The sequence below is a fragment of the Deferrivibrio essentukiensis genome, from assembly GCF_020480685.1.
GTDB classification, from domain to species: domain Bacteria; phylum Chrysiogenota; class Deferribacteres; order Deferribacterales; family Deferrivibrionaceae; genus Deferrivibrio; species Deferrivibrio essentukiensis.
The window spans coordinates 71,179-95,434 of sequence record NZ_JAJAFU010000006.1 but is presented as its reverse complement, the minus strand read 5'-3'; the positions used below and the strand labels follow the sequence as shown (position 1 = coordinate 95,434).

Genomic DNA, 24,256 nt, shown 5'->3' with positions numbered 1-24,256 from the left:
CTTACTTAATTATATAATAGAGTCTTGGATTGGTATTTCTGTCTTCTTTAAGACGGTAATACCTATTAGTGTCCAAAAGCTTGCTTACCTGGCTGTTTGGATCATTTAAGTCACCAAACACTCTAACTTTTGTAGGACAAGTTTCCACACAGGCAGGCTCCCTTCCTTCCGGCAATCTGTGATAACAGAAAGTACACTTATCAATTGCCTTATGGTGTTCATGAACAAATCTTGCATCATATGGACAAGCAGTCATACATGCCTTACATAAAATACATTTATCATAATCAACCAAAACCACCCCTTCAGGAGTCTTGTAAGTAGCACGAGTAGGGCAAACACTCTCACAAGGTGTATTTTGGCAATGTTGACACTGAGACGGCTCAAAATCTTGATGTAAGTCAGGAAATTTTCCTTGTAATTCAAGGGCTGTAACCCATATCCTATAAGCACCATCCTCGTGAGGTACTTCATTCTCTACCCTACAAGCAACAGTACATGCCTTACAGTTCAAACATTTTTTTGTATCTAAAACAATGGCATATCTTTTCTCATTCATTTTCTACTCCTTACGCCTTTTTTATTTCAACAAAGGTTTCGTGCATTGCAGCATTTCCTGAAATTGGCTCAATCTTATCTTCCAAAATTGCAGCTTGAGATGCACCTTTATTGTAAACAAGGGATAATCCTTTTGAAATTCTGCCAAAACCGTGAGAGTAAAATACACAGTCAGGCCTTATCTTCTCAGTCACATAAGCCTTGACCTTCTGCTCACCAACCTTACTTTTGACAATAACGTAATCACCGTTTTTGATACCTAACCTTAGTGCCTCTTTAGTATTAATCCAAAGGATGTTTTCTTTTTCTATCTGATGTAGATAGCCATTATTTTGAGTACCGGCATGAGTATTCCAAGCATGTCTTCCAAGTATAAATCTATATTTTCCTGGCTCCGGTTGTGATGGTCTTCTATAAACAGGTAGTGGGTCTAATCCTTTTTCCTCATACTTTAAGTTATATAGCTCTATCTTACCTGACTTTGTCTTAAACCTCGTATTATCTTTTCTCATTTTGCCGTATTGAGGCTTATCTGATAGGTAGAAAACTCCTTCTTTTTTTATCTGTTCAAATGCTCCTGGATATTTTGATAACTGATGTTTAATAAATTCTTCCATAGGTTGATTTAATATCTCTTCAACTAATGTAGCTTTAAAATCCTCTACATCAGCAGGGTCAGCATCATCCCAAAGAGTTGGGATTTTTAACATTTCATTCACAATACCTGCAGCAATCTCATGCATTGATTTTGTATTAAAAAGTGGTTCGATTACAGGCTGTCTGAACGTAACAATCGGCCAAATACCTGATAAAGAATGGCAAGGGTCCCATCTTTCAAGATATGTTGACTCAGGCAAAACAAGGTCAGAATACCAAGCTGTTTCAGACATCTGAATATCAATTGTGCAAATAAAGTCCATCTGCTCCATCATTTTCAGAGTCTTAGCTCTATTAGGTGCAGACTCAACAGGGTTTTGTTTATATGTAATCATCCCTTTTATAGGATATACATTCCCTTTTAAAGCAGCTTCTCTAAATGTTATCCAGCTACCATCTTTTTCCCCAAGGAATGTACAGGAGTCTGTCGGAAGCCCAGCAGCAGTCCTTTCATCTTTTGGAAGGATGCTGTCCAATGAGCCTATTTTTGCATCCAATCTACCCTCTGCCATTTCAAAGAAAGGAAATACAGGGTCATGTTTTGCTAAAGGGATAGAACTTTTCGGAACAATACCTCCAGGAACATCCCAACTGCCAACTATTGCAGTTAATATCCCACAAGCTCTTCTCATATATGTATCGTTTACATACCAAGATGTTCTTCTGCCTGGGTAAACAAGACTTCTTGGGGCATATTTGGCAAATTGATGAGCTGTCCACCTAATTTCACTGGCTGGAATCTCACACTCTTTTTCAGCCCATTCCGGAGTATAAGGCTTTATATGCTCTTTGAGTTTATCAAAACCGTATGTAAACTTTTCAACAAATTCTTTATCGTAAAGTCCCTCTTCAACTATAACATTTGTTATTGCTAAGATAAAAGCTAAGTCAGTACCAGGCTTGATTGGGTACCACTTATCAGCCTTTGTGGCAGTGAAAGTATATCTTGGATCAACATAAACAATTTGTTGCCCTTTCGGTCTATTTTTTTGGAAGTCAATAGTATCAGGAGTAACAATTGACTCAGCTCTGTTTGCTCCAAGCATAATTACAAATTCAGCTTGAGACATGTCAGCATCTGGATATGTTCCAAAAACAGATGACCAACCCTGAATAACAGAAGCAAGACAAAGTGTAGGGTGCCTTACAGTGTTTGTAGACCCATAAGACTGGACTAAGAAATGAAAAAACTCTTCTTGGAATCCTTCAGTTGAATAAAATACGACAGATGACCTGTTTTCATATTTTCTTTTGATTTCATCAAGATTCTTTGCAACTATCTTAAATGCCTCATCCCATGAAATCTCTTTAAATTGGCCTTCCCCTCTTTTTCCAACTCTCAATAGAGGAGCTTTTAATCTGTCGGGATTATAAGGCTCTTCAGCACCAGCATTCCCTCTGGCACAAAGCATTGACCTACTCTTAAAAAACTTATGGTTAGGATTAAGCTTTTTAATTTTTCCATTTACTACTTCTGCTACGAGTCCACACTTGTTGACACACATAGCACAGGAAGATGGAACAAATTTGCGACCTAAACTCTTTGACTTGCCTTCAGCATGCTCATTTGCAACGGCTTTAATAGTGCCAAGTCCGTTTGCTACTGATGCAGCTGCTAAAGTAACACCGGAAGCTGCTAAAAACTTCCTTCTGCTTAGCTTTAAATTTGAAAAACTCATAAAAAAAGCCTCCCTATGTTTTATTAGCTTATGCTACAAAATTTTATCTAACATTCTATTGTCCGAATATTCCAAAATTGCATACAATATACACTTTTTTTGAGCATATGCAAGTTAAAATCCTGCATACATAACTAATCCTCTCAAGCTTCCATCAAGATATTGCAACCTCCCTCTAAATTCAGGAGAGTAACTGACATTAAACCCTCTTTTCTCTAAAACAGCTTTCGAATTATCGCTCAAAACGAATCTTATAAAGTCAGCAATTTCTTGACTTTTGGAATCATCTTTTTTCACAGCAAGCATAAAGCTTATGCAGTCCCCATAAAACCTCTTTAAACTCCCGTCAGACTGAGGTAAATCGACATACGTTTTTCTGTATTTTTCACGAAAACAATCATCAGAAAGACTTACCATATTTGGTAACTCTATGTACTTTAAACCATTCTCTATTGCAGATGATTTATAAGTAATGAAGTAATCTATTTCACCATTTTTTAATGATGAAACCATAGAATCAAAACTTTCAAATTTTACAGAATGGTTATATAGAGTATCATAAAGTCCAGGCTGTGAGTAGTTGTACGCTGCAAGCTTTAAAGCAAGCAGTGGTCTCACATTGCATATTCTATTAAAGTTATTGACTAAACCAAAAGAAACCTCTTTTTTTCTTAGATAATATGGCCAATTTTCCTGATTTATTATTGAAGAAAATTTGCTTTTGTTGGCATAAGCCAATACCATCTGACTTGAAGCAAATGATATTAAATAACTATATTCTGCATTATCTTTACCTAACATATGCTCATTATCTAATCTTTCTGATAACAAAAAAAGCTTTGATTCAGTTTCCTTTTTATTAACCATATCTCTATTTACACTGCACTCATCTGACAAAATTTCTACACGACCACCTGAATATTCTTTTGCAATCTCAGCAAATGCACCCCTAAATACCTCTGGAACATACATTTTCACAACTGCCAATCCATTTAATACACTTCCAAACAGAAAAATAATAGTTAATGGCATCACAAATTTTGATCTCATAAAATACCTCCAAACTTTAAATTTGCATGCCTGGCCAAGCATTAAAGTTGCATACAATCTTTATGTCATATGCTCTTTATGTCTCACACAATATACAATATAATGAGCATATGCAAGTATTTTTTTTGACATATGTTTAGATTAACTTGAATGTATTTTTAAATCATTTGCTCATTATTTATTTATTGTTCTTTATTAGAATGTTATAAAACATACTAAAACACTTATAATTGATTTATTTCATTAAAAAAATTTTTGATTAACTTGAAATTAAATTAACGTATGCTCATTATCTTTAGCATAATTTATTAATTTTTTTTCTACTTAGCAATTAAATATACAATTTCATACTGATTTACTGTGCTGAATTTTAACTATTCACGTGATTTAGACAAATAAATACATTTTTTTTCACGATACCATTGAATTTATTTCTTATTAAGGAGATTTGCAACTATACAATTATCTGACTTTCATCATCTATATTACTAATCAGTTACACATATAATCATATCAAATAAATACATATCTGAAAATATACAAAAAATATTGTGAAATAAATCTATCATATAGAGTTTATCTAAAAAGAACTTGCTAAGATACAATAATTACGCACCTCAGCAAGTTAAGCGATATTAATTTCCCAGCATCCCTTCTTTCAAACCATTATCCGCAGGTTTGTCTCCAAAGTACACTTTCAAAACGGCTTCTGCCAGCATCTTATCATTAAAAACGCCTATATTTTTACCGTTATATAGCACCGTTAAAGCATCACCTATAATTACCAAATCAAGCTCGTCACTGCTAACCACATCAAAATTAAAAAGCTCAATAAAAGCTCTAAACCTGTCAATATCTTTTATCCCATTATCTTCAAAACCTTCAACAAAAGCCTCTCTCATCTTTTCGGCACCCACTTTTTTATACAAAAAGTGCATCTTAATAACCTTGGAATCCATACTCATGACAGACCCAACATCTTTTGTCTTATTTTCAAGATATAGAGCCCCAACATAAACCTTAACAAAAAACTTTTTCCTCAAACCTGTACCATTTAACACCAGGTCTTTTCCGTTAAAACTATAACTATCAGGGATATTGACACCCTCAACAGTTAAAGAAAAACCTGATATTGGCAAAATAGCCAACACAAACAGAAATACTAATAATCTTTTCATAACTAGCCCCCAAATTTTAATTTTGTTACCTCTATTACTTTTGCTTTATACTCAAGTATATCATTTCTTAATGACGCTAGCTTGGCTATTTTGGCATCAATCTTAGAAATATGAGCATCCAAAATCTCTACGAGTTTTGGCATAATATTATCAGGTGTCTGATGCACCTTATAAATATCTGCCAATTCCTGCATCTCCTTTAAACTAATTCCCAACTCTTTTAACTTAAGAATAAATTTCAATCTTTTAATATCATCCTTATCATACACTCTTATTCCGCCATCAAGTCTCTTAGGGTGGGTCATAAGACCAATCTCTTCATAATACCTTATAGTCCTGGTTGTCACCCCAAGCATGGTAGCTACTTCACCAATCTGAAAATAGTCATTCCCTTCGATTTTCATAATCAGAACACCTTTTTTTACTTTACCTTAACGTTAATTACATCCATTCAATTTTATATAGTATTTTTTCTCTTTGTCAAGAAAATTAACCAATATTTTTACAAGTTACTCCACCTTCACAACCAATTATAAACTATAAATATTAAAGTGTTAAAAAAATACCTTTGGTTACAGTGAATTTTTATTCAATTACTTCGATATACTGTTATATTATACTTGACATTTACGTTAAAAAGATTTATCTCAATTTATGTGATAATATTTCATAAGGGGGAAAATATGCATTACGACTTTCTTAAACTTGAAACAGATAAAAATATTTTGACTTTGACAATTTCAAGGCCTAATGCCCTTAATGCACTTAATGGCAAAGTCCTTGATGAACTTGAATGTGCACTATACGAAGCAAGCATAAACAAAGAAATCAAAGTGATAATTGTCACAGGTGATGGCGAGAAGGCCTTTGTGGCTGGTGCAGATATAAAAGAGATGTTAAATCTATCGGTTCAAGAAGCTGTCAATTTTTCTCGCAAAGGGCACGACATATTAAAATTAATAAGGAAAATGTCACAACCTGTAATCGCAGCTGTTAACGGATACGCACTTGGAGGAGGCTTTGAAATGGCACTTGCATGTGATATTATTTACGCAAGCCAAAATGCAAAATTTGGTTTTCCTGAAGTAACTCTTGGAATTATCCCTGGTTTCGGAGGCACACAAAACCTTTCAAGAATCACTGGAGAAAAAATTGCTAGCGAACTTATTTTTACGGGTAATATGATTACAGCCGAAAAAGCCAAACAGCTTAATATAATTAATGAGGTATTCAGTTCAAAAGATGAGCTTTTGGAAAATGCCATTAAGACTGCTGAAAAAATCGCTTCCAACTCATCCATAGCAATATCATCGGCCAAAGATGCAATATTAAATGGGATAAATATGCCTCTTGAAGATTCATATCGATATGAAAGCACATTATTCGGAAATCTATTTGCCACAGAAGATCAAAAAGAAGGGATGACAGCCTTTACGGAAAAAAGAAAAGCAAACTTTAAAGGATTATAGGAGGATAAATTATGAATTTTGAATTATCTCAAGACCACAAAGTATTGAGAGACACTGTAAAAGATTTTGTCAATAATGAAATAAGGCCTATAGCTATGGATATTGACAAAAATCATGAAATACCTTCAACTCTGATGAAAAAAATCGGTGAAATGGGTTTTTTAGGTACATATATACCTGAAGAATACGGTGGTGCCGGACTTGATTACTTTTCTTATATTATAGTTGTGGAAGAAGTATCAAAAGCTTGCGGCTCAACAGGTGTAATGATTTCAGCTCACACCTCACTTGCATGTGACCCAATTTATCAGTTTGGAAACGAAGAGCAAAAGAAAGAATTTTTACCTAAGCTTGCAAGCGGCGAAAAAATCGGCTGTATTCTTCTTACTGAGCCCGAAGCAGGTAGTGATGTAGCTAATATCTCTACTACATACAAAGAGGACGGTGATAACTACATCATAAATGGCAGCAAAATTTTTATTACAAACGGTGGATTTAAAGGGATTGGGGTAGTTTTTGCGACAAAAGATAAGAGCTTGCAACACAAAGGTATTTCAGCTTTTATTGTTGATCTTGAGTCTGAAGGGGTTGAAATTCTTAAAAATGAAGAAAAATTAGGTATCAGAGGAAGTTATACAACTGCCTTTGCCCTTGATAACGTAAAAGTACCTAAGAAAAATCTACTTGGAAAAGAGGGTGACGGATTTAAAATTGCGATGGAAACTTTAAATGGTGGTCGTATCGGTATTGCTGCTCAGGCTCTTGGTATTGCTGAAGGTGCATTTGATAAAGCATTAGCTTATGCTCAGGAAAGAAAACAGTTTGGAAAACCGCTTTCAGCTTTTCAGGCAATCCAATTTAAAATAGCTGACATGGCTACAAAGATTGAAGCAAGCAAGCTTATTACTTACAAAGCAGCTTGGCTTAAAGATATGAAAAAAACTAACGCAATAGAATCTGCGATGGCAAAAATGTACGCATCAGAAACAGCTACATTTGTAACTAAAGAAGCAATTCAAATTCATGGTGGATACGGATATATCTGTGAATATGAAGTAGAAAGAATGTTTAGAGATGCCAAAATTACTGAGATTTATGAAGGAACAAACGAAGTTCAAAGAATAGTTATTTCAAAAATGCTATTTAAATAGGAGTAATAGATGGAAGCTACTAGACAGATTTATTGGAATGTTGGACATGGTGTATTAATTCCTATGTACCTTTTGGCCATACTGGCTATTGGGTCTATAGTCTATAACTTTATAAAAAGATCAGCCGTATACAAACAAGGCAAATCACTTGACAGATATTCAGATTGGCCAGATAGGTTAAATATTGCCCTGAAAAATGTGCTTGGGCAGGTAAAAGTTTTAAATTCTCCTGCCGGGATTTTCCATGCATTTTTCTTTTGGGGTTTTTTAATCCTTGTAATAGGCACTACTCTGGTTTTTATCCAAACTGACTTTTTACACCCTTTATTTGGAATAATTTTCCTAAAAGGTACATTTTATAAGATATTCTCTTTAGCTTTGGATATTGCCGGTTTTGTGGCAATTGTTATGCTTTTAGGTTTTTTAATAAGAAGATTTATCTTTAAACCTAAAGGGCTTGAAACTACAAAAGATGATTACATTATGCACGGCTTACTATTTGCAATACTGATAACCGGTTTTGTAATAGAAGGGTTTAGAATGGCAGCAACCGAGCTAAACCAAAATCCAGAGTTAGCTAAGTGGTCACCGATTGGTCTACTGTTTGCCAAAGCATATGTAAATATGCCTGAAAGCACCCTTCTTGCAATGCATAAATCATTCTGGTGGATACATTTACTCCTTGTAATGGGATTTTTCGTTTCTATCCCTTTTATTAAATTTAGGCATATACTTACTACTTCGGCAAACTACTTCTTCACAGATTTGAGAAGAAAAGGCTCTATAGACACAATTGATATGGAAAATGAAGAAGCTGAAAGCTTTGGTGTAAGCAAGGTAGCTGAGCTTACCTGGAAAGATATATTTGATAGTGATGCATGTACCAAGTGTAAAAGATGTCAGGACAGATGTCCTGCATATAACACCGATAAGCCTCTCTCCCCAATGAAGCTTATCGCAGATATCGGTGATGTAGCATTTAATTCACCGGATGCGAATTTAATTGAAAAAGTATCTAAAGATGTCTTATGGTCATGTACAACCTGCCGTGCCTGTCAGGAAATATGCCCTGCAAATATCGAACATGTAAACAAAATTATAGATATGAGACGTAACCTTGTCCTTATGGAAGGGGAGTTCCCCGGTGAAGAGGTTATGCTTGCAATGGATAATATGGAAGTCAACGGCAACCCTATGGGCATGGGCTTCGCATCAAGAGGCGATTTTGCTAAAGATTTAAATGTAAAACTCCTTGCTGAAGACAGTAACGTTGACATTATGTATTTTGTTGGTTGTTATGCATCATTTGATAAGAGAAATCAAAAAATTGCCAAAAATTTTATAGAGCTTTGTAACCTTGCAGGTATAAAAGTAGGTATCCTTGGCAAAGAGGAAAAATGCTGCGGTGAGCCTGCAAGAAAGCTTGGAAATGAATACCTATATCAAACTTTAGCATCTGAAAACATTGAAAAAATTAAAAAATATAATGTTAAAAAGATTGTTACCACATGCCCTCACTGCCTTAATACTTTAGGTAGAGATTATAAAGATTTGGGGCTTGAAATTGAAGTGGAGCACTACACAACATATCTTCACAAACTGCTTAACACAGGAAAACTTAAGATTTCAAACAAAGAAGCCCTAGAATGCACTTATCACGACTCCTGTTATATCGGAAGATATATGGATATCTATGATGAACCAAGAGAAATCTTAAGTGCACTTGGAGCTGAAATAAAAGAGATGAAGAGAAGTAAAGCTGAAAGTTTCTGCTGTGGAGCTGGTGGCGGTAGAATTATCGCCGAAGAAAATATCGGTGAAAAAATCAGTGTCAAAAGGGTAAAAATGGCTGAGGAAACAGGGGTAGAAACTCTTATTTCTAACTGTCCATTCTGTATGACAATGTTTGAAGACGGCCTTAAAATGGCTGAACTTGACGGTAAAATGAAAGTTAAAGATTTATCAGAAGTTTTAATAGAAAGAGTTGAAAAATAAACGGAGGTAGTCATGAAAGTACTGGTTTGTATTAAGCAGGTTCCTGATATGGAATCAAAATTTAAGGTAGCATCAAACAATGTATGGTATGAAGACACTGACCTTGCATATCGTATGAATGAATATGACGAATATGCAGTTGAGCAAGCTGTAAGATTAAAAGAGCAAGTTGGTGATTGTGATGTTACAGTATTATCTATCGGACCTGAAAGGGTAAAAGAAGCTATCAAAAAGGCACTTGCAATGGGGTGTGACAGAGGTGTTCATATTAATGATAACGACTATTATTCAAAAGACCCTTATCAAAAAGCGCAAATGATTGCTGAATTTGCTAAAGATAAAAATTTTGACATTATTTTTACAGGCCTTCAATCTCAAGATACTGGTAGTGCTCAGGTAGGGGTACTTTTAGGAGAACTTTTAGAACTTCCTGTAGTAACAACAATAGTTTCTTTTGAATACAATGACGGTGAAGTAACAGTTAAAAGAGAGCTTGAGGGTGGTAAAAAGAGTATAATAAAAGTTAAAGTGCCTGCAGTATTTACTTGTCAATTAGGACTTAACGAACCAAGATACCCTACCCTGCCAAATATTATGAAAGCTAAGAAAAAAGAGATTTTAACTTTTGAAGCAAGTGAGCTTCTTAAAGCTGAAAATCTTGTTACAACAGCTAAAATGGCATTCCCTGAAAAGAAAGGTGGCGCTCAAATTCTTGAAGGTGATGTTGCTGAATTAGTTGATAAAGTTGTTCAAATTTTAAAAGAAAAGTCATTGGTGTAGGGGGTTGATATGAAAGTATTATTAGTTGCAGAATATAGAGAAAAAGCTCTTTTGGAAACAATATATGAATTAAATGGATTTGCAAATAGCCTGAATGCTGAAAAAGTTTTCTTTGCTGTGGGCTATGAAAGTAATCTTCCTAAAGTAGCAGGCAAACTTTACCTTGCCGATGCTGAAAAATATGGAGAGTATAACCCTGATGTACACAAGGAGCTTATAAAGCAAGTTGTTGAAAAAGAAAATCCCGATTATATTGTATTTTCTCACTCTTCATACGGCTGGGATTTAGCTCCAAGAGTAGCAGCTGCATTAAAAGTAGGTCAGCTAACTGAAGTAGTAGCTATCGAAGATAATACATTTGTAGTACCAAGCTGTAATGCAAAGCTTAGAAGATTTGTAAGACATACTCCTGGTAAAGCCGTGCTTACAATTCAGGCAGGAGCATTTGCACCTGTGGTAGATTCTGCAAGCCCTGAAGTAGAAAAAATTGAAGCCTCTGCTCAGGCAAAATTAGAGTTTGTAGGATATGAAGAAGCTGAAGCTAAATCAGTAGACTTAACTAAAGCTGAAATTATTGTAACTGCCGGTAGAGGGATAGGTAAACCTGACAATGTACCTGTTATCGAAGAGTTGGCTAAGGCTCTTGGTGGGGAGCTCGGTGCAAGCCGTCCGGTAGTTGACGCAGGTTGGGTAGACCATTCAAGACAGGTAGGTACAACAGGACAGACTGTTTCTCCAAAACTTTATGTAGCTTGCGGTGTATCAGGAGCGATTCAACACTTGGCAGGTATGAAAAAATCTGACTATATAATAGCGATTAACACAGATAAAGATGCACCAATTGCTGAAGCAGCAGATGTACTTGTAGTTGCTGACGTTATGCAATTTGTACCTGCCTTGACTTCAAAATTAAAATAAGGAAAACAAGATGCTTGAAAATATATTGAAGGAAGCCACAGAAAAATATACTCCGATGGACAAGGAGTATACTTTTTACTTCGTGTTTGATGACGACAAAAAATATACTATTTTCGCCAAAAACGATGGTTTAACTGTTGAAGAAGGTAAAAAAGTTGAAGATGCCAATTGCGTATGCAAGATGACATCTGAGCTTTTTGAAAAAGTGTGGTATGAAAATTATAAGCCGGGGATGAAAGAGATTTTCTCCGGCTTATTGAAGACAAACAACCCTGAGCTTTTGCAAAAATTCTTAAAAGCTTGTGGCAAATAGGAGAAATTATGTTTAAAACAGTTTTAACAGAAAGACTAAATATACAATACCCCATCATACAGGGCGGTATGATGTGGATTTCAAGAGCTGAGCTTGTGTCAAGCGTATCTAATGCAGGCGGGCTTGGAATTATCACCGCTCTTTCTTTTGATACCCCTGAAAAATTGGCTGAAGAAATCGATAAAACAAAAAAATTAACTGACAAACCTTTTGGCGTTAATTTAACTTTTTTACCAACATTAAGGCCGATTAATTATGACGCTTACATTGATGTAATAATTGAAAAAGGGATAAAAATAATTGAAACTGCCGGAAGAAATCCGGAAAATTATATGCAAAAATTTAAAGATAACGGTATTACAGTTATTCACAAATGTACATCGGTAAGGCATGCACTTAAGGCAGAAAAAATCGGATGTGACTTTGTAAGTATTGACGGATTTGAATGTGCCGGACACCCTGGCGAAGACGATGTAACAAGCCTAATTCTTATCCCAAGAGCAAAAGATGAGCTTAAAATACCAATAATAGCTTCAGGCGGTTTTGCTGACGGTAGAGGGCTTGTAGCAGCACTGGCACTTGGTGCTGAAGGGATTAATTTAGGTACAAGATTCGTGGGCACTGTTGAAGCTCCTGTCCATGAAAATATTAAGAAAAGACTTCTTGAAGCAAAAGAAACTGACACTATGCTTGTAGAGCGAAGCCTTAAAAATACTGTAAGAGTATTGAGAAATGCTCACGCGGAAAAGATATTGGAAATGGAAAATAATGGAGCTACTTTACAAGAATTAGCACCACTTCTCAGTGGTTTAAGGGGACTAAAAGCTATTCAAACAGGTGAGACAGAAGATTCACTCTTTGCCTGTGGACAAGCGGTGGGCCTTGTGTATGACATCCCTACAGTTGGCGAGCTTGTTTCAAGAATCGTCAAAGAAGCAAAAGAGATAGTTGAAAACAGATTAAAAAATATTGTTTCATAATATAAGACGTTTTACGGGGGGCTTATGCTCCCCTTCTTTTATTACCTATAAAATACCCTATCTTATATGTAACAGGAATTTTGTTATCCATAGAAAACATCTTTGTATAGTAATCAATAAAAGAAAAAAGCCTTTTTTTCCCTATATTTTTATCCGCTCTGACCGTTGCACCTGTTGATTTATGCTGCTTTAAAAACTCCAAAACATTATCATACCACAATATATATTCTCTTTCATAATAATAAGTTACGTCAAAATTACATTCATAACAATTTGTTAAGTAATAATCTATCGTTTTCATATCCAAAACTTTTCCAAAGCCGGTAAGTTTATTAACTTCACCCATTTCACTGAAAGTGCCCTTCAAAAACACATTAAAACCTAATTGACAACGTGTTGTCCCTACTCTATCCACTTCCTCTAAAAGTCTTTTTATATCTTCAATCCACTGAAAAGTTGATGAAGAAACTACCGTATCAAAAATATTATTTTTAAAAGGCAGGTGTAATATGTCCCCTTGCACCTTATTAACTTCTTGATTTAGCTTTATAAAATTATAAGCCAAGTCAACACAGGTTAAAATATTACAATTAAAGTTCTGCTTTAAAAGAGTTGTGAAAATACCGCTGCCCGCCCCAAGCTCCAATATATTTACACAATTATTTTTGAAACTAACATCTAAAATATTCAAAAGCTCTTTAGCAACCATATGTTGTATTTTAGCATATTTTTCGTAATCCAAAGCCCTTTTGTCAAAACTACAAGCCTGCATACTTAACAATAACCTTTTCTTCGATAAAATGAGGCTGGCAAAGCTCTATAAATCTTGCATTTTCAAACAAATTTAAGACAGCATCTATCTCTTTTCTTTTGACTATTTTATCCTTTGTACCATACAAAATACTTATTTTAACTGAACTACACCCTTTATCAACTCTTGAGTGTTTCAAAAACTCAAGCCCTGCTTCTAATTTAAAAATATCTTCAAGGTTTAATTTTATTTTACCCATAAATCCGCATTTTAAGTAAAAACTTTCCATTGTGCCCAAAAAATCAGATTTTAAGCTTTTAATCATTAAATCTAATGCCTTTTTACTAAAAGAATTGGTAAAATCACCAAAGGGTGCAACTAAAATTACTTTTTTCCACCTATCAACATATCTCCAAACTGCCTTAGATAAAATATGTGCTCCTGTTGACCATCCGACAATAATATCTCCGCCTGCAGAAATTGTGTCCTCGATATATTTATCACTGTGTATAAATGGGATACAGAAATTTGTCACTTTAGGAATATACTCAAACATCGCCGGGTAACCTCCCCACCCTGAAATAAAGACATTCTTCATAAAGTATTCACCAAAGAGTCCGCGATTTTATAAATATCAGATAAATCAAAGTCAGCTCTTAAGCTCACCCTAAGCCTTGGAGTTGTAACAGTCGGCCTTCTGGCAACAGCCACACAGATACCTAACTTAAGGAGTTTATTCTGAGCCTGTAATGCCTTATTATTACTTACAACTATCGGAAAAATCTGACTTGTAGAGTTTAAAAAATCTATCTTTCTTTCTTGAAGTAATTTTCTGAATATTTCACAATATGTTATAAGTTTACCGCCATATTGTTCGTAATTTTCTTTTAGCAACTCTATAGCTTTTAAATTGCCTCCAACTATTGCCGGAGGGAGTGAAGTAGTATAAATAAACCCCCGTCCCTTATTTATCAGATATTCAACCAGCTCACACTTTGCACAAATATATGCACCAAATCCACCTAAAGCCTTGCTGAATGTTCCCATATTGATATCTATATCTTTTTCAACCTCATATTCGTGCGCTAATCCCCTACCTTTGCCAAACACACCAGTTCCGTGAGCTTCATCAATTACTAATAAAAATCTATAACTTTCCTTTAGGTTTACAATTTCTCTTAACCTTGCTCTATCACCATCCATACTAAAAATTGTATCAGTAATCACAATTTTTTCTGGAAATGCTGAGTATTTTTTTAACAATTCTTCGAGATGAGATACATCGTTATGGCGATAACGCACCATTTTTGCCCCACTTAAACGTATCCCGTCATAAATGCTTGCGTGGTTTAGTTTATCCGTAAAAATAATCGTATCGGGAGTTGCTAATGTGCTTACAATCAATAAATTTGCAATATAACCGCTATTAACAATAAGACACGATTCATAACCTTTAAAATCAGCTAACTCTTTTTCAAGTCTATTATAAATATTATAGTTTCCTGACACTACTCTTGAGCCGCCGGAAGAATTTCCATAATCTTTTATGGCATCTAATGCTGCTAACTTTATCTCTTCGTTTTGAGAAAATCCTAGATAATCGTTACTGGCACAGTTAAGAGCACAAATATTATTTACAATTATATTTTTGCCACACTGTCTTTGAATTTCAGGTATTTTTCTATAAAGACCTTCACTTTTAATAGTTTCAAGCTCTTTTGCTATATCAAAGTATTTCATTAAAATACCTTGTAACCATTCTTTTTTATCATCTCCAAATCTTCATCATACCGCCTCCCCTTCATAGTAAGGTAATCACCCGTCATGATTCCACTTGCACCGGCGTCAAATACTTTTTCATGATGGTAAGACAAATTTTCAACCCTGCCACCACAGATAATCACCTCTTTATCCGGAAAATAAAACCTGAAAAAAGCTATTATTTTTAAACATTTTTCAGGAGTAAGCAGTTTGTAGTCCTGCATCGGCGTACCTTTTATTGGATTTAAAAAGTTAATAGGGATAGCATCTACATCAAGCTCTTTTAAAACTTCTGCTAACTCTAAAATATCATTATCAGACTCCCCCATACCAAAAATGCCACCGCAACAGACACTAAAGCCCATCTCTTTAGCCTTTTTAACTGTATTTATCCTTTCTTCATAAGTGTGGGTCGTGCATATATTGTTATAAAAACTTCTCGAAGTCTCAAGGTTATGATGATAACGGAAAATACCAGACTCTTTCAACATTTTAAGTTCATCTTCACTCAATATTCCAAGAGATGCACAAAAATTTTTATTTGTATCTGTATCTTCAATAGTTTTAGTCAACTTTTTGACCTCCTGTTTGAGCAATTTTTTCCCTGAAGATACGAAAGATAATCGGTGAATTTCATTATCTCTGTTATTGTAAATAAACTTATATATTATTTCATCCTCAACAAATGGATACTTAACTATATCCGAATTGTAATGTATCGATTGAGCACAAAATTTACAGTCTTCCGAGCACGCACCCGATTTTGTATTTAATATACTGCACAAATGAACGGTATCTTTAAAAAACTGTTTCCTTATTTTTGATGCTCCTTTTATAACAGCTTCATAATCTTCCGCATTCAGAATTGACAAAAGCTCACTATCTGCAAGCTTTTCTCCGTTTAAAACTTTTTCTGACAATTTTTCAAATCTGTTCATCAAATACTCTCCTTATTTCCTCATCACTTGGAAACTTTTGCATTACCGGAATACGCAAAACAGGTAACTGTGTTATTTCGCAAATAGCAGTATAGTTATAGCTTTCAGGGTTATATCTATTTAGAACAATAAAAGATACCTTACAGTTGTATGCAACAAGTGAATTTAAAGTAAGTAAAGTATGATTTATCGTACCTAAAGTATCCTCTGCCACAACTATTGTCGGTAATGAAATTCTTTTTATAATATCTATCATGTAAAGTTTTTTTCCAATTGGAACAAATACACCACCTGCTCCTTCTACTACTATTTTTTTATCCAAAGAATCGGGAAGAGTAATCCTGTTTAGGTCAATATTAACATTTGCTTTCTCAGCTGCATAGTGAGGTGATACCGGCTCTTTAAAATGATATTTCTCTTCAATAAAATGGCTTTCATCTAAACATGTATTCTCCTTCACAATGTCCCTATCCTTTTCACCGGTTTGAATAGGCTTGAAATATACACCCTTTGTATATTTCAATAAAATAGAGGAAAAAAATGTTTTACCTATATCCGTACTTGTTGCGGTGACAAAAAATCCTTTTGACTGCTCGATTATTTCTTTGAAAATTCTTCCCATATCGACTCTAATACCGCCTTGCACAATTTTTTAAGAGAATCCTCACAAATAATGTATGGTGGCATAATATACACAAGATTTTTAAATGGCCTAACCCATACTCCTCGTTGCACAAATTTGGGGGTAATTGTCCTTAAATTAATGTACTCTTTTAATTCAATAACCCCTATACTACCTAACACCCTTACATCTTTAACAAAATCAAATTCTTTAGCTTCAAAGAAATATTTTTTCATCGTATTCTGCAAAAATGACATTACTTTTTGAGTATCATAGCTTTTAAGCAAAGTAATGCTTGCATTGGCACATTCACATGCAAGTGGATTAGCCATAAATGTGGGACCATGCATAAAGGCTCCGGGGCCACTTTCTGAGCAAACAACATCAATAACTTTTTGAGTAGTGCCGACAGCTGCAAAGCTCATATACCCGCCTGTAATTGCCTTGCCAAGACAGATAATATCCGGAATAATGTTAGAATGTTCGAATGCAAACATTTTCCCTGTCCTACCAAAACCGGTTGCTACCTCATCAAATATCAGCAAAATAGAATATCTATCACATAACTCTCTAAGTTTATTAAGAAATTCTGGATGGTATAACCACATGCCACCTGCACCCTGAACAATAGGCTCAATTATTACAGCAGCAATCTCATCACTGTGCTTCTCCAAAATTTCTTCTACTTGCAAGTGATCATTTTCATAAATATCATCAAATTTTGACTTAGGCCTTGGAGCAAAAATGTTCTTATGCAATACATTAGCAAACTCTTTGTGCATACTATTTATCGGGTCGCACAAAGACATTGCCATAAAAGTATCCCCATGATATGCACCGCAAAATGATAAAATCTTACTTTTATATTTATTTCCTTGAGCCATATGATACTGAAAAGCCATTTTAACAGCTACTTCCACAGAAACAGAGCCTGAATCACAAAAGAAAAACTTATCAAAATGACAACTTGATATTTTATAAAGATTTTCTGCCAGTTTTACGGCAGGCTCATGTGTTAGACCACCAAACATAACATGAGAAATCTTATCTATCTGACTTTTCAAAGCGTCATTAATATACTTATTATTGTAGCCATGAATAACACTCCACCATGATGACATTCCGTCTATAAGTATTGTCCCATCAGTAAGGTATAAAAACTCTTTACCTCCACCTTTTACAGGCAGCACGTCAATGGGATTTACCGAAGAATCATAAGGATGAAGTAAAAATCTCCTGTCTTTTTCTATAATCTCACTAAAATTCATGGAGATTAAATATTATAAACTACCACATTTGTCAACCTGATATAAAAAATGGTTAACAAATATTGTTTTGAAAAATAATATTTTATTTGTATAATTAGTTATGTTTAACAAAAATGAGTTAGAAGTAATAAAACTGTTATCCTTAAATGATTGGGTTTCAGGTGAAAAAATTGCTGAAGAATTAAATATTAGCCGTACTGCAGTATGGAAGTGTATAAAAAAATTATCTAACTTTGGATATGAAATAATCTCTGTTCGAAAAAAGGGGTATCAACTATTAACTCAAAGTAAGCTGCACCCTGTAGTATGCATGTTGGAAAATATTTCGACATGTTTTGGCAAGATACAATACTTCAAAGAAATAGACTCTACACAAAAAGAAACTCTTCGAAAAATATATGAATCTAAACATAATATTTTGATTTTAACAGACAAACAAACAGAGGGCAGAGGAAAGGAAAATTCAAAATGGCCTTCACCTGAAGGTGGACTCTATTTTTCTATTGGGTTATTGCCGCAATATATGAAACAAAAAGATTTAAATACAATTATAGATATTGCAAAGCAAGGTATCAAAAGTAGTTTAGCAAAGTATGGCATAGAAACAGAAATTTTGGACAATAGTTTTCTCGTTAATGGAAAAAAAATCGGGGGCTTGCTTGAAGAGCATTTTTGTGAAGGGGAGAAGCTAATATTTATAGTTATCGGAATAGGCTTATACATTTCAGCCGAAGCCGGCAACGTTACTACCATTTCTGAAGTTACAGGTAAAACAATCGACAGATGGGAGCTCTTAGCAAATTTTCTCGAGCTATTTTGTAAAAAAGTCAAGCATTCAAAAGGGTTGCTCTAGCCTTAATATTGCTTCTAATTTCACAGCCACTTTTTCTTTCTGAAGAAAAAAAACAGTCCAAATGATATGGAAATCATTACAATCCATACACCTAAATATCCTAATTTCCATTTCAATTCAGGCATATATTCAAAATTCATTCCATAAACTCCAACTATAAAAGTTAGAGGGATAAAAATAGTGGACATAATAGTTAAAGTCTTCATTATGTCATTCATTTTGTAACTGATACTTGATAGATAAGTATCAAGCATTCCAGATAAGATATCCCGATAATTCTCTATGGAATCTATTATCTGAATTGTATGGTCGTAAACATCTCTAATGTATATTATGGTAGATTCCTGAATTAACTGAGACTCCATCCTCTCAAATTTACTTACCAACTCCCTCAATGGCCAAACAGACCTTCTTATGGAAATCATATGCCTTTTCAATACATGTATCTGTTCTAACAAATTATTGGTAGGATTATCTAAAAGCATGTCTTCAACCGCCTCTACGTCATCTCCCAAAGTTTCAATAATCACAAAATAGTTGTCAACTATAGCGTCAATAAGACTGTATGCAAGATAATCAGCGCCCTGTTTATTAACCCTAAATTTTTTACTTCTAATTCTTTCCTTTAGCGGTTCAAAAATATCAGTAGGTTTTTCCTGAAAAGTAATTACATAGTTTTTACCTAAGATTATACTTACCTGTTCATCAGCGAGGTTATTATTTTCGAAATAAAACATTCTTAAGATAATAAAAATATAATCATTTAAATCTTCAACCTTTGGTCTTTGGTCTAAATGCACAATATCTTCCTGAACTAAAGGATGTATTGAGAAAATTGAACATACATCCTGAATGAGCTCAACATTGTGAAGCCCATGCACATCAATCCAAGTAACAGTATCATCACTCACCAGCCCAACTATTTCTTCAGTATTCTTAACATTAAATTCTTTAACAATTGTATCATTATATTTGATTACATTTATATTAGGCTTTTCAACCTTCTGCTCACCCACAAAAATAGGTTTACCTGGTGGTAACCCAGCCTTTTTAGAATAGCTTTTTTTATTTTTCATAATCATCCTCGCCATGCAAATTCTATATTTGCTTAAATAGCAAGTCAAATATTTATTTTGCAAATGTGAGGTAACTTTAAAAAGAAGATATGTTGACTAAAAATTAATTTCATATAAAATGTCGACATTATACAGAAGAATATAAACTATGCTGGAAAAAAGTACTTATAGAAATCACGTCATAGACTATTTATACAACTCTATTCTAAGTGGCAATATTAATCACGGAGATAGGATTGTAGAAAGTCTTGTTTCAAAAGAGCTTGGTATAAGCAGGGCTCCTGTAAGAGAAGCATTAAGAGAGCTTGTGGCCGAAGGTATATTAATTTACAAACCTCAAGTAGGATACTTTGTAATTGAAATAACAAAACAGCAGGTTTTAAATACTTATGAAACAAGAGGAGTACTCGAAGGATTTGCCGCAAGAACAGCGATAAATCAATTTACTGAAGAAGACATTGATACTTTGTATGAAATTTTAGATAATATGGAAAAACTCGCCTTTGGAAATAAACACATCGAATTTATAAATACCGGACACCAATTTCATGAGTTTATATTTACCAAATCGCCCAATAATGAGGCAGTTGAATTTACAAAAAAACTTTCACTAAAATCTCATATATTTTTTAATAGATATTGGATGAAAATTTACAGCCCCGAAAATATAAGAAAAAGGCATGAATCTATAATTCTTTCCATAAAAAATAAAGATGGAAGAAAATTGGAAGAAACCATTAGAGAGCACTACAGCTCAACAGCCAGAAAAATTATAAATTTATTATAAATTTCAGATATTTTAAATACCCCATCAATCAAAAAATCTATTATCAATAAACTTTGTATTGTAATTTTAAACACTTTGTGATAGTGAAACCAACTTGTAAAGCAAAACTTTAAAAAGTTTTAAGGAGGCTTAAAAAATGTTTACAATTATAGAAAAAACAATCGGCGACTACTTAAAAGAGATAGTGGAAAAATTCCCAAAAAATGATGCCGTTGTATACCCTTTTAGAAACATAAGGCTCAATTATAAAGAATTTGATGCATTAACTGATAAACTTGCAAAAGGACTTCTGGCGAGCGGTCTAAAAAAAGGGGACCATGTCGCAATATGGGCACACAATATTCCAGAATGGATTTACCTTTTATTTGCAACGGCAAAAATCGGCGTTGTGACTGTTACAGTCAATACCCTTTATAAAGCCCACGAGTTAAAATATCTCCTTAATCAATCAGACAGCAAGGCATTATTTATGGTTAAAGGGCTAAAATCAGATTATGTGGAAACTATTTATGAAATATTACCTGAGCTTAAAAATGCTAATGATACTAAAATTAATAATGAATCACTTCCGCTCCTTGAAAAGATATACTTTATAGGTGAAAATACCCCAAACGGCATGATTGATTTTAACACTTTATACGATATGGCTGAAAAAATTTCAGATGCAGAGCTTGAACAGGTAAAAAAATCTCTTGATAGGCATGATGTAATAAATATGCAATACACTTCTGGCACAACAGGATTTCCTAAAGGGGTAATGCTGTCACATTTTAATGTATTAAATAATGCTTATGCTATCGCTTTAGGAATGAATTTTACTGATAAAGACAGACTTTGCATACCGGTGCCTTTCTTCCACTGTTTTGGGTTAGTGCTTAGTATATTGGTTTGCTTAAGCACAGGTGCTACAATGGTGCCTGTAGAAAGTTTTAATCCGGTAGATGTGCTGAAAACTGTAGAAGCTGAAAAGTGTACGGCTCTGCACGGGGTACCCACTATGTTTATTTCCGAATTAAATTTACTTGATAAAGAAAAATACGATACTTCATCTTTGAGAACAGGTATTATGGCAGGTTCACTCTGCCCTGTTGAAGTAATGAAGGCAGTTATGACTAAGATGAATATGGGTGAAATTACTATCGTATATGGTCTTACAGAAGCCTCACCTGGACTTACAATGACAAAAATTGATGACCCTGTTGAAAAAAGGGTTGAAACAGTAGGTAAGGAAATGCCTGGAGCCGAAATAAAAATTGTTAACCCTGAAACTGAAAAAGAATGCCCTGCAAATGTACAAGGAGAGCTATGGGCAAGAGGATATAACATTATGAGAGGCTACTATAAAATGGAAGAAGCCACAAAACATGCCTTTAGCAATGACGGATGGCTTAGGACAGGTGATTTGGCGGTAAAGACTGAAGATGGTTATTATAAAATTACCGGCAGGATAAAAGATATGATTATCCGAGGCGGAGAAAATATTTACCCAAAAGAGATTGAAGAATTTTATTATACGCATCCGAAAATTCAAGACATTCAGGTAGCAGGTGTCGCAGATAAAAAATACGGTGAAGAAGTAATGGCATTTGTTATTGTTAAGGAAGGGGAAACACTTACTGAGGATGAATTGAGAAGTTATGCTAAAGGTAAAATTGCTGACTTTAAAATTCCAAGATATTTTGCGTTTGTAACAGAATATCCTATGACAGCAAGTGGAAAGATACAAAAATATAAGCTAACCGAATTAGGAAACAAACTACTACAAGAAGCAGTAGCAAATTAATATTATTTTGGGGGTTTTATGTTAGGAGATATTAGAAAAGAAGATTTTAAAATTGAAGTGCCTGAGTATTTTAATTTTGGCTTTGACGTTGTAGACAAGTGGGCCGAAATCGATGACAAAGTTGCTCTAATATGGATTGATACTGACGGTAAAAATTATAAAGAGTACAGATTTTCTGATTTGAAAAAAATGTCGGACAAGTTTGCTAATATTCTAATCGACAGAGGGTATAAAAAAGGGGATATGCTCTACGTAATGGTGCCGAGAGTGCCTGAATGGTATGCGGTAATGCTCGGTTGCTTTAAGGTAGGGGTAGTGCCTATGCCCGCGCCAAAAATTTTAAGACCAAAAGATATAAACTATAGACTTAAAAAATCTGAAGCAAAAGGTGCAGTGGTATATCACAATGTCCTTGATAAAATGCTCGAATCAGACACTTCTGAGCTTTCCCACAAAATGGTAATCGGGGCTGAAGCTCAAGGGTGGGATAGTTATGAAAAAGCAATGGAAGAAGCCCCTGACAAAATTATGATGGACAAAATTGAAAAAACCAAAACTGATGACCCGCTAATAATTTATTTTACCAGCGGCACTACGGATTTTCCAAAAATGGTACTTCATACCGGCAGCTACGCCATTGGTCATCAAATAACCGCAAGGTTTTGGCAAAATTTAAAAAAGGACGATATTCATTGGACATTAAGTGATACAGGCTGGGGGAAAGCAGTATGGGGAAAACTTTTCGGTCAATGGTTTATAGGGACAACTGTCATAATGTATAATGCAGCAGATGCATTTGACCCGAAAATGCACCTTGAGATTATTCAAAACTTCAAAGTAACTACATTTTGCGCTCCACCTACTGCATACAGAATGTTAATATTGCAAGATTTAGGCAAATACGATTTTAGCGCTTTAAGACATTCTGTCAGCGCCGGTGAACCGCTTAACCCGGCCGTATTTGAGAAGTGGCTCGAATATACGGGCAATAAAATTTATGATGGATATGGTCAAACAGAAACAGTAAATATTATAGCTACAACTACAGATATGGAAGTTAAGCCCGGCTCAATGGGTAAGCCTGCATTTGGATTTGAAGTGGATATACTTGACGATGACGGAAATCCGGTAGAAAACGGTGAAATCGGGCATATCGCCTTAAAAGTAAAGCCTAAAACACCTATCGGATTTTTTAAAGGTTATTATAAAGATGAAGAAGCTACTAAAAGCTCAATTCATGGTGATTGGTATTTTACAGGGGACAAGGCTCATAAAGATAAAGATGGCTACTTTTGGTTTGTAGGCCGCGCTGATGATGTAATTAAGACAAGCGGTTATCGGGTAGGACCATTTGAAGTGGAAAGTGCATTACAAAGTCATCCTGCTGTTGCTGAAAATGCCGTAATAGGTGTACCTGACGAATTACGTGGAACAATTGTAAAAGCCTTTGTAGTACTTGCTCCCGGATTTGAGCCGTCCGATGATTTGGTCGTAGAGCTTCAGGAGCACGTAAAAAAGGAAACAGCACCTTACAAATACCCAAGAAAAATAGAATTTGTGAAAAGTCTTCCAAAAACCGTTAGCGGCAAGATTAGGCGAACTGAATTAAGAGAGATGGAAGAGCAAAAAGCAAAAAAAACTAACGGAGAAATTTTTACACCTTAACAAAAAAGCCGGGTAATCCGGCTT

23 protein-coding genes are annotated in these 24,256 nt (G+C 34.6%); 11 read left to right on the top strand and 12 right to left on the bottom strand.

What is annotated here, in order from left to right; all coding sequences use genetic code 11:
* Position 1: 1 nt before the first annotated feature.
* The 5 genes from LF845_RS05005 to LF845_RS04985 form a co-directional block, all read right to left on the bottom strand.
* Complete coding sequence (locus LF845_RS05005) at positions 2-559, bottom strand: 4Fe-4S dicluster domain-containing protein (RefSeq protein WP_242819907.1); 558 nt, start codon at positions 557-559, stop codon at positions 2-4.
* 10 nt (positions 560-569) lie between these two features.
* Positions 570-2,894, bottom strand: a complete 2,325-nt coding sequence (locus tag LF845_RS05000) for a molybdopterin-containing oxidoreductase family protein (protein ID WP_242819906.1) — start codon at positions 2,892-2,894, stop codon at positions 570-572.
* 114 nt (positions 2,895-3,008) lie between these two features.
* Complete coding sequence (locus LF845_RS04995; protein ID WP_242819905.1) at positions 3,009-3,944, bottom strand: substrate-binding domain-containing protein; 936 nt, start codon at positions 3,942-3,944, stop codon at positions 3,009-3,011.
* Positions 3,945-4,579: 635 nt separating this feature from the next.
* Positions 4,580-5,122 carry a chalcone isomerase family protein gene (locus LF845_RS04990; protein ID WP_242819904.1) on the bottom strand — a complete coding sequence of 181 codons (543 nt, stop codon included), beginning with the start codon at positions 5,120-5,122 and terminating at the stop codon, positions 4,580-4,582.
* 2 nt (positions 5,123-5,124) lie between these two features.
* Positions 5,125-5,526, bottom strand: a complete 402-nt coding sequence (locus LF845_RS04985) for a MerR family transcriptional regulator (protein WP_242819903.1) — start codon at positions 5,524-5,526, stop codon at positions 5,125-5,127.
* Between the two features lie 279 nt (positions 5,527-5,805).
* Between LF845_RS04985 and LF845_RS04980 the strand changes: the two genes are divergently transcribed.
* From LF845_RS04980 to LF845_RS04950, 7 genes are read left to right on the top strand one after another with little or no spacing between them, the layout of a single operon-like run.
* The gene (locus LF845_RS04980) at positions 5,806-6,591 is read left to right on the top strand and encodes an enoyl-CoA hydratase/isomerase family protein (protein WP_242819902.1); all 786 of its coding nucleotides are present in this window, start codon (positions 5,806-5,808) and stop codon (positions 6,589-6,591) included.
* 11 nt (positions 6,592-6,602) lie between these two features.
* The gene (locus tag LF845_RS04975; RefSeq protein ID WP_242819901.1) at positions 6,603-7,742 is read left to right on the top strand and encodes an acyl-CoA dehydrogenase; all 1,140 of its coding nucleotides are present in this window, start codon (positions 6,603-6,605) and stop codon (positions 7,740-7,742) included.
* Between the two features lie 9 nt (positions 7,743-7,751).
* Positions 7,752-9,737 (top strand): heterodisulfide reductase-related iron-sulfur binding cluster, encoded by a 1,986-nt coding sequence (locus LF845_RS04970; protein ID WP_242819900.1) that lies wholly within the window; start codon positions 7,752-7,754, stop codon positions 9,735-9,737.
* 12 nt (positions 9,738-9,749) lie between these two features.
* Entirely contained in the window at positions 9,750-10,517 is a 768-nt protein-coding gene (locus LF845_RS04965) for an electron transfer flavoprotein subunit beta/FixA family protein (protein WP_242819899.1), read from the top strand.
* 9 nt (positions 10,518-10,526) lie between these two features.
* Positions 10,527-11,435 (top strand): electron transfer flavoprotein subunit alpha/FixB family protein, encoded by a 909-nt coding sequence (locus LF845_RS04960; RefSeq protein ID WP_242819898.1) that lies wholly within the window; start codon positions 10,527-10,529, stop codon positions 11,433-11,435.
* Positions 11,436-11,445: 10 nt separating this feature from the next.
* A complete protein-coding gene (locus LF845_RS04955; RefSeq protein ID WP_242819897.1) occupies positions 11,446-11,748 on the top strand; it encodes a hypothetical protein in 303 nt (100 codons plus the stop codon).
* A gap of 8 nt (positions 11,749-11,756) precedes the next feature.
* Entirely contained in the window at positions 11,757-12,728 is a 972-nt protein-coding gene (locus LF845_RS04950; RefSeq protein WP_242819896.1) for an NAD(P)H-dependent flavin oxidoreductase, read from the top strand.
* Between the two features lie 22 nt (positions 12,729-12,750).
* Here the strand turns inward: LF845_RS04950 and LF845_RS04945 are convergent, their stop codons facing one another.
* The 6 genes from LF845_RS04945 to bioA are packed head-to-tail and all read right to left on the bottom strand — an operon-like array spanning position 12,751 to position 18,068.
* Positions 12,751-13,500 (bottom strand): methyltransferase domain-containing protein, encoded by a 750-nt coding sequence (locus LF845_RS04945; RefSeq protein ID WP_242819895.1) that lies wholly within the window; start codon positions 13,498-13,500, stop codon positions 12,751-12,753.
* Positions 13,487-14,077, bottom strand: coding sequence for a hypothetical protein (locus LF845_RS04940; RefSeq protein WP_242819894.1), 591 nt, complete (start codon positions 14,075-14,077; stop codon positions 13,487-13,489). Before LF845_RS04940 ends, LF845_RS04945 begins: the two co-directional genes overlap by 14 nt.
* Positions 14,074-15,219, bottom strand: a complete 1,146-nt coding sequence (locus LF845_RS04935) for an aminotransferase class I/II-fold pyridoxal phosphate-dependent enzyme (RefSeq protein ID WP_242819893.1) — start codon at positions 15,217-15,219, stop codon at positions 14,074-14,076. Before LF845_RS04935 ends, LF845_RS04940 begins: the two co-directional genes overlap by 4 nt.
* Positions 15,219-16,178: a biotin synthase BioB gene (gene bioB / locus LF845_RS04930; protein ID WP_242819892.1), complete on the bottom strand. Its 960-nt coding sequence runs from the start codon at positions 16,176-16,178 to the stop codon at positions 15,219-15,221. Before bioB ends, LF845_RS04935 begins: the two co-directional genes overlap by 1 nt.
* A complete protein-coding gene (gene bioD, locus LF845_RS04925) occupies positions 16,165-16,800 on the bottom strand; it encodes a dethiobiotin synthase (RefSeq protein WP_242819891.1) in 636 nt (211 codons plus the stop codon). The genes bioB and bioD overlap by 14 nt, the downstream gene beginning before the upstream one ends.
* A complete protein-coding gene (gene bioA / locus LF845_RS04920) occupies positions 16,776-18,068 on the bottom strand; it encodes an adenosylmethionine--8-amino-7-oxononanoate transaminase (protein ID WP_242819890.1) in 1,293 nt (430 codons plus the stop codon). Before bioA ends, bioD begins: the two co-directional genes overlap by 25 nt.
* 100 nt (positions 18,069-18,168) lie before the next feature.
* Here bioA and LF845_RS04915 point away from each other — a divergent pair, with 100 nt between their 5' ends.
* The gene (locus tag LF845_RS04915) at positions 18,169-18,921 is read left to right on the top strand and encodes a biotin--[acetyl-CoA-carboxylase] ligase (protein ID WP_242819889.1); all 753 of its coding nucleotides are present in this window, start codon (positions 18,169-18,171) and stop codon (positions 18,919-18,921) included.
* A 20-nt stretch (positions 18,922-18,941) separates the two neighbouring features.
* On the opposite strand, the gene corA is transcribed toward LF845_RS04915, so the two are convergent.
* Complete coding sequence (gene corA, locus LF845_RS04910; RefSeq protein WP_242819888.1) at positions 18,942-19,997, bottom strand: magnesium/cobalt transporter CorA; 1,056 nt, start codon at positions 19,995-19,997, stop codon at positions 18,942-18,944.
* A 148-nt stretch (positions 19,998-20,145) separates the two neighbouring features.
* Here corA and LF845_RS04905 point away from each other — a divergent pair, with 148 nt between their 5' ends.
* The 3 genes from LF845_RS04905 (at position 20,146) to LF845_RS04895 (ending at position 24,232) form a co-directional block, all read left to right on the top strand.
* Positions 20,146-20,784 (top strand): GntR family transcriptional regulator, encoded by a 639-nt coding sequence (locus LF845_RS04905; RefSeq protein WP_242819887.1) that lies wholly within the window; start codon positions 20,146-20,148, stop codon positions 20,782-20,784.
* Positions 20,785-20,920: 136 nt separating this feature from the next.
* Positions 20,921-22,567: an AMP-binding protein gene (locus tag LF845_RS04900; RefSeq protein ID WP_242819886.1), complete on the top strand. Its 1,647-nt coding sequence runs from the start codon at positions 20,921-20,923 to the stop codon at positions 22,565-22,567.
* Between the two features lie 18 nt (positions 22,568-22,585).
* Complete coding sequence (locus LF845_RS04895; RefSeq protein WP_242819885.1) at positions 22,586-24,232, top strand: acetate--CoA ligase; 1,647 nt, start codon at positions 22,586-22,588, stop codon at positions 24,230-24,232.
* Positions 24,233-24,256: the final 24 nt, after the last annotated feature.

Bases quoted from the DNA above. Each gene is read 5' to 3' on its own strand.
- LF845_RS05005 (WP_242819907.1), bottom strand. From the start codon at position 559: ATGAATGAGAAAAGATATGCCATTGTTTTAGATACAAAAAAATGTTTG.
- LF845_RS05000 (WP_242819906.1), bottom strand. From the start codon at position 2,894: ATGAGTTTTTCAAATTTAAAGCTAAGCAGAAGGAAGTTTTTAGCAGCT.
- LF845_RS04995 (WP_242819905.1), bottom strand. From the start codon at position 3,944: ATGAGATCAAAATTTGTGATGCCATTAACTATTATTTTTCTGTTTGGA.
- LF845_RS04990 (WP_242819904.1), bottom strand. From the start codon at position 5,122: ATGAAAAGATTATTAGTATTTCTGTTTGTGTTGGCTATTTTGCCAATA.
- LF845_RS04985 (WP_242819903.1), bottom strand. From the start codon at position 5,526: ATGAAAATCGAAGGGAATGACTATTTTCAGATTGGTGAAGTAGCTACC.
- LF845_RS04980 (WP_242819902.1), top strand. From the start codon at position 5,806: ATGCATTACGACTTTCTTAAACTTGAAACAGATAAAAATATTTTGACT.
- LF845_RS04975 (WP_242819901.1), top strand. From the start codon at position 6,603: ATGAATTTTGAATTATCTCAAGACCACAAAGTATTGAGAGACACTGTA.
- LF845_RS04970 (WP_242819900.1), top strand. From the start codon at position 7,752: ATGGAAGCTACTAGACAGATTTATTGGAATGTTGGACATGGTGTATTA.
- LF845_RS04965 (WP_242819899.1), top strand. From the start codon at position 9,750: ATGAAAGTACTGGTTTGTATTAAGCAGGTTCCTGATATGGAATCAAAA.
- LF845_RS04960 (WP_242819898.1), top strand. From the start codon at position 10,527: ATGAAAGTATTATTAGTTGCAGAATATAGAGAAAAAGCTCTTTTGGAA.
- LF845_RS04955 (WP_242819897.1), top strand. From the start codon at position 11,446: ATGCTTGAAAATATATTGAAGGAAGCCACAGAAAAATATACTCCGATG.
- LF845_RS04950 (WP_242819896.1), top strand. From the start codon at position 11,757: ATGTTTAAAACAGTTTTAACAGAAAGACTAAATATACAATACCCCATC.
- LF845_RS04945 (WP_242819895.1), bottom strand. From the start codon at position 13,500: ATGCAGGCTTGTAGTTTTGACAAAAGGGCTTTGGATTACGAAAAATAT.
- LF845_RS04940 (WP_242819894.1), bottom strand. From the start codon at position 14,077: ATGAAGAATGTCTTTATTTCAGGGTGGGGAGGTTACCCGGCGATGTTT.
- LF845_RS04935 (WP_242819893.1), bottom strand. From the start codon at position 15,219: ATGAAATACTTTGATATAGCAAAAGAGCTTGAAACTATTAAAAGTGAA.
- bioB (WP_242819892.1), bottom strand. From the start codon at position 16,178: ATGAACAGATTTGAAAAATTGTCAGAAAAAGTTTTAAACGGAGAAAAG.
- bioD (WP_242819891.1), bottom strand. From the start codon at position 16,800: ATGGGAAGAATTTTCAAAGAAATAATCGAGCAGTCAAAAGGATTTTTT.
- bioA (WP_242819890.1), bottom strand. From the start codon at position 18,068: ATGAATTTTAGTGAGATTATAGAAAAAGACAGGAGATTTTTACTTCAT.
- LF845_RS04915 (WP_242819889.1), top strand. From the start codon at position 18,169: ATGTTTAACAAAAATGAGTTAGAAGTAATAAAACTGTTATCCTTAAAT.
- corA (WP_242819888.1), bottom strand. From the start codon at position 19,997: ATGAAAAATAAAAAAAGCTATTCTAAAAAGGCTGGGTTACCACCAGGT.
- LF845_RS04905 (WP_242819887.1), top strand. From the start codon at position 20,146: ATGCTGGAAAAAAGTACTTATAGAAATCACGTCATAGACTATTTATAC.
- LF845_RS04900 (WP_242819886.1), top strand. From the start codon at position 20,921: ATGTTTACAATTATAGAAAAAACAATCGGCGACTACTTAAAAGAGATA.
- LF845_RS04895 (WP_242819885.1), top strand. From the start codon at position 22,586: ATGTTAGGAGATATTAGAAAAGAAGATTTTAAAATTGAAGTGCCTGAG.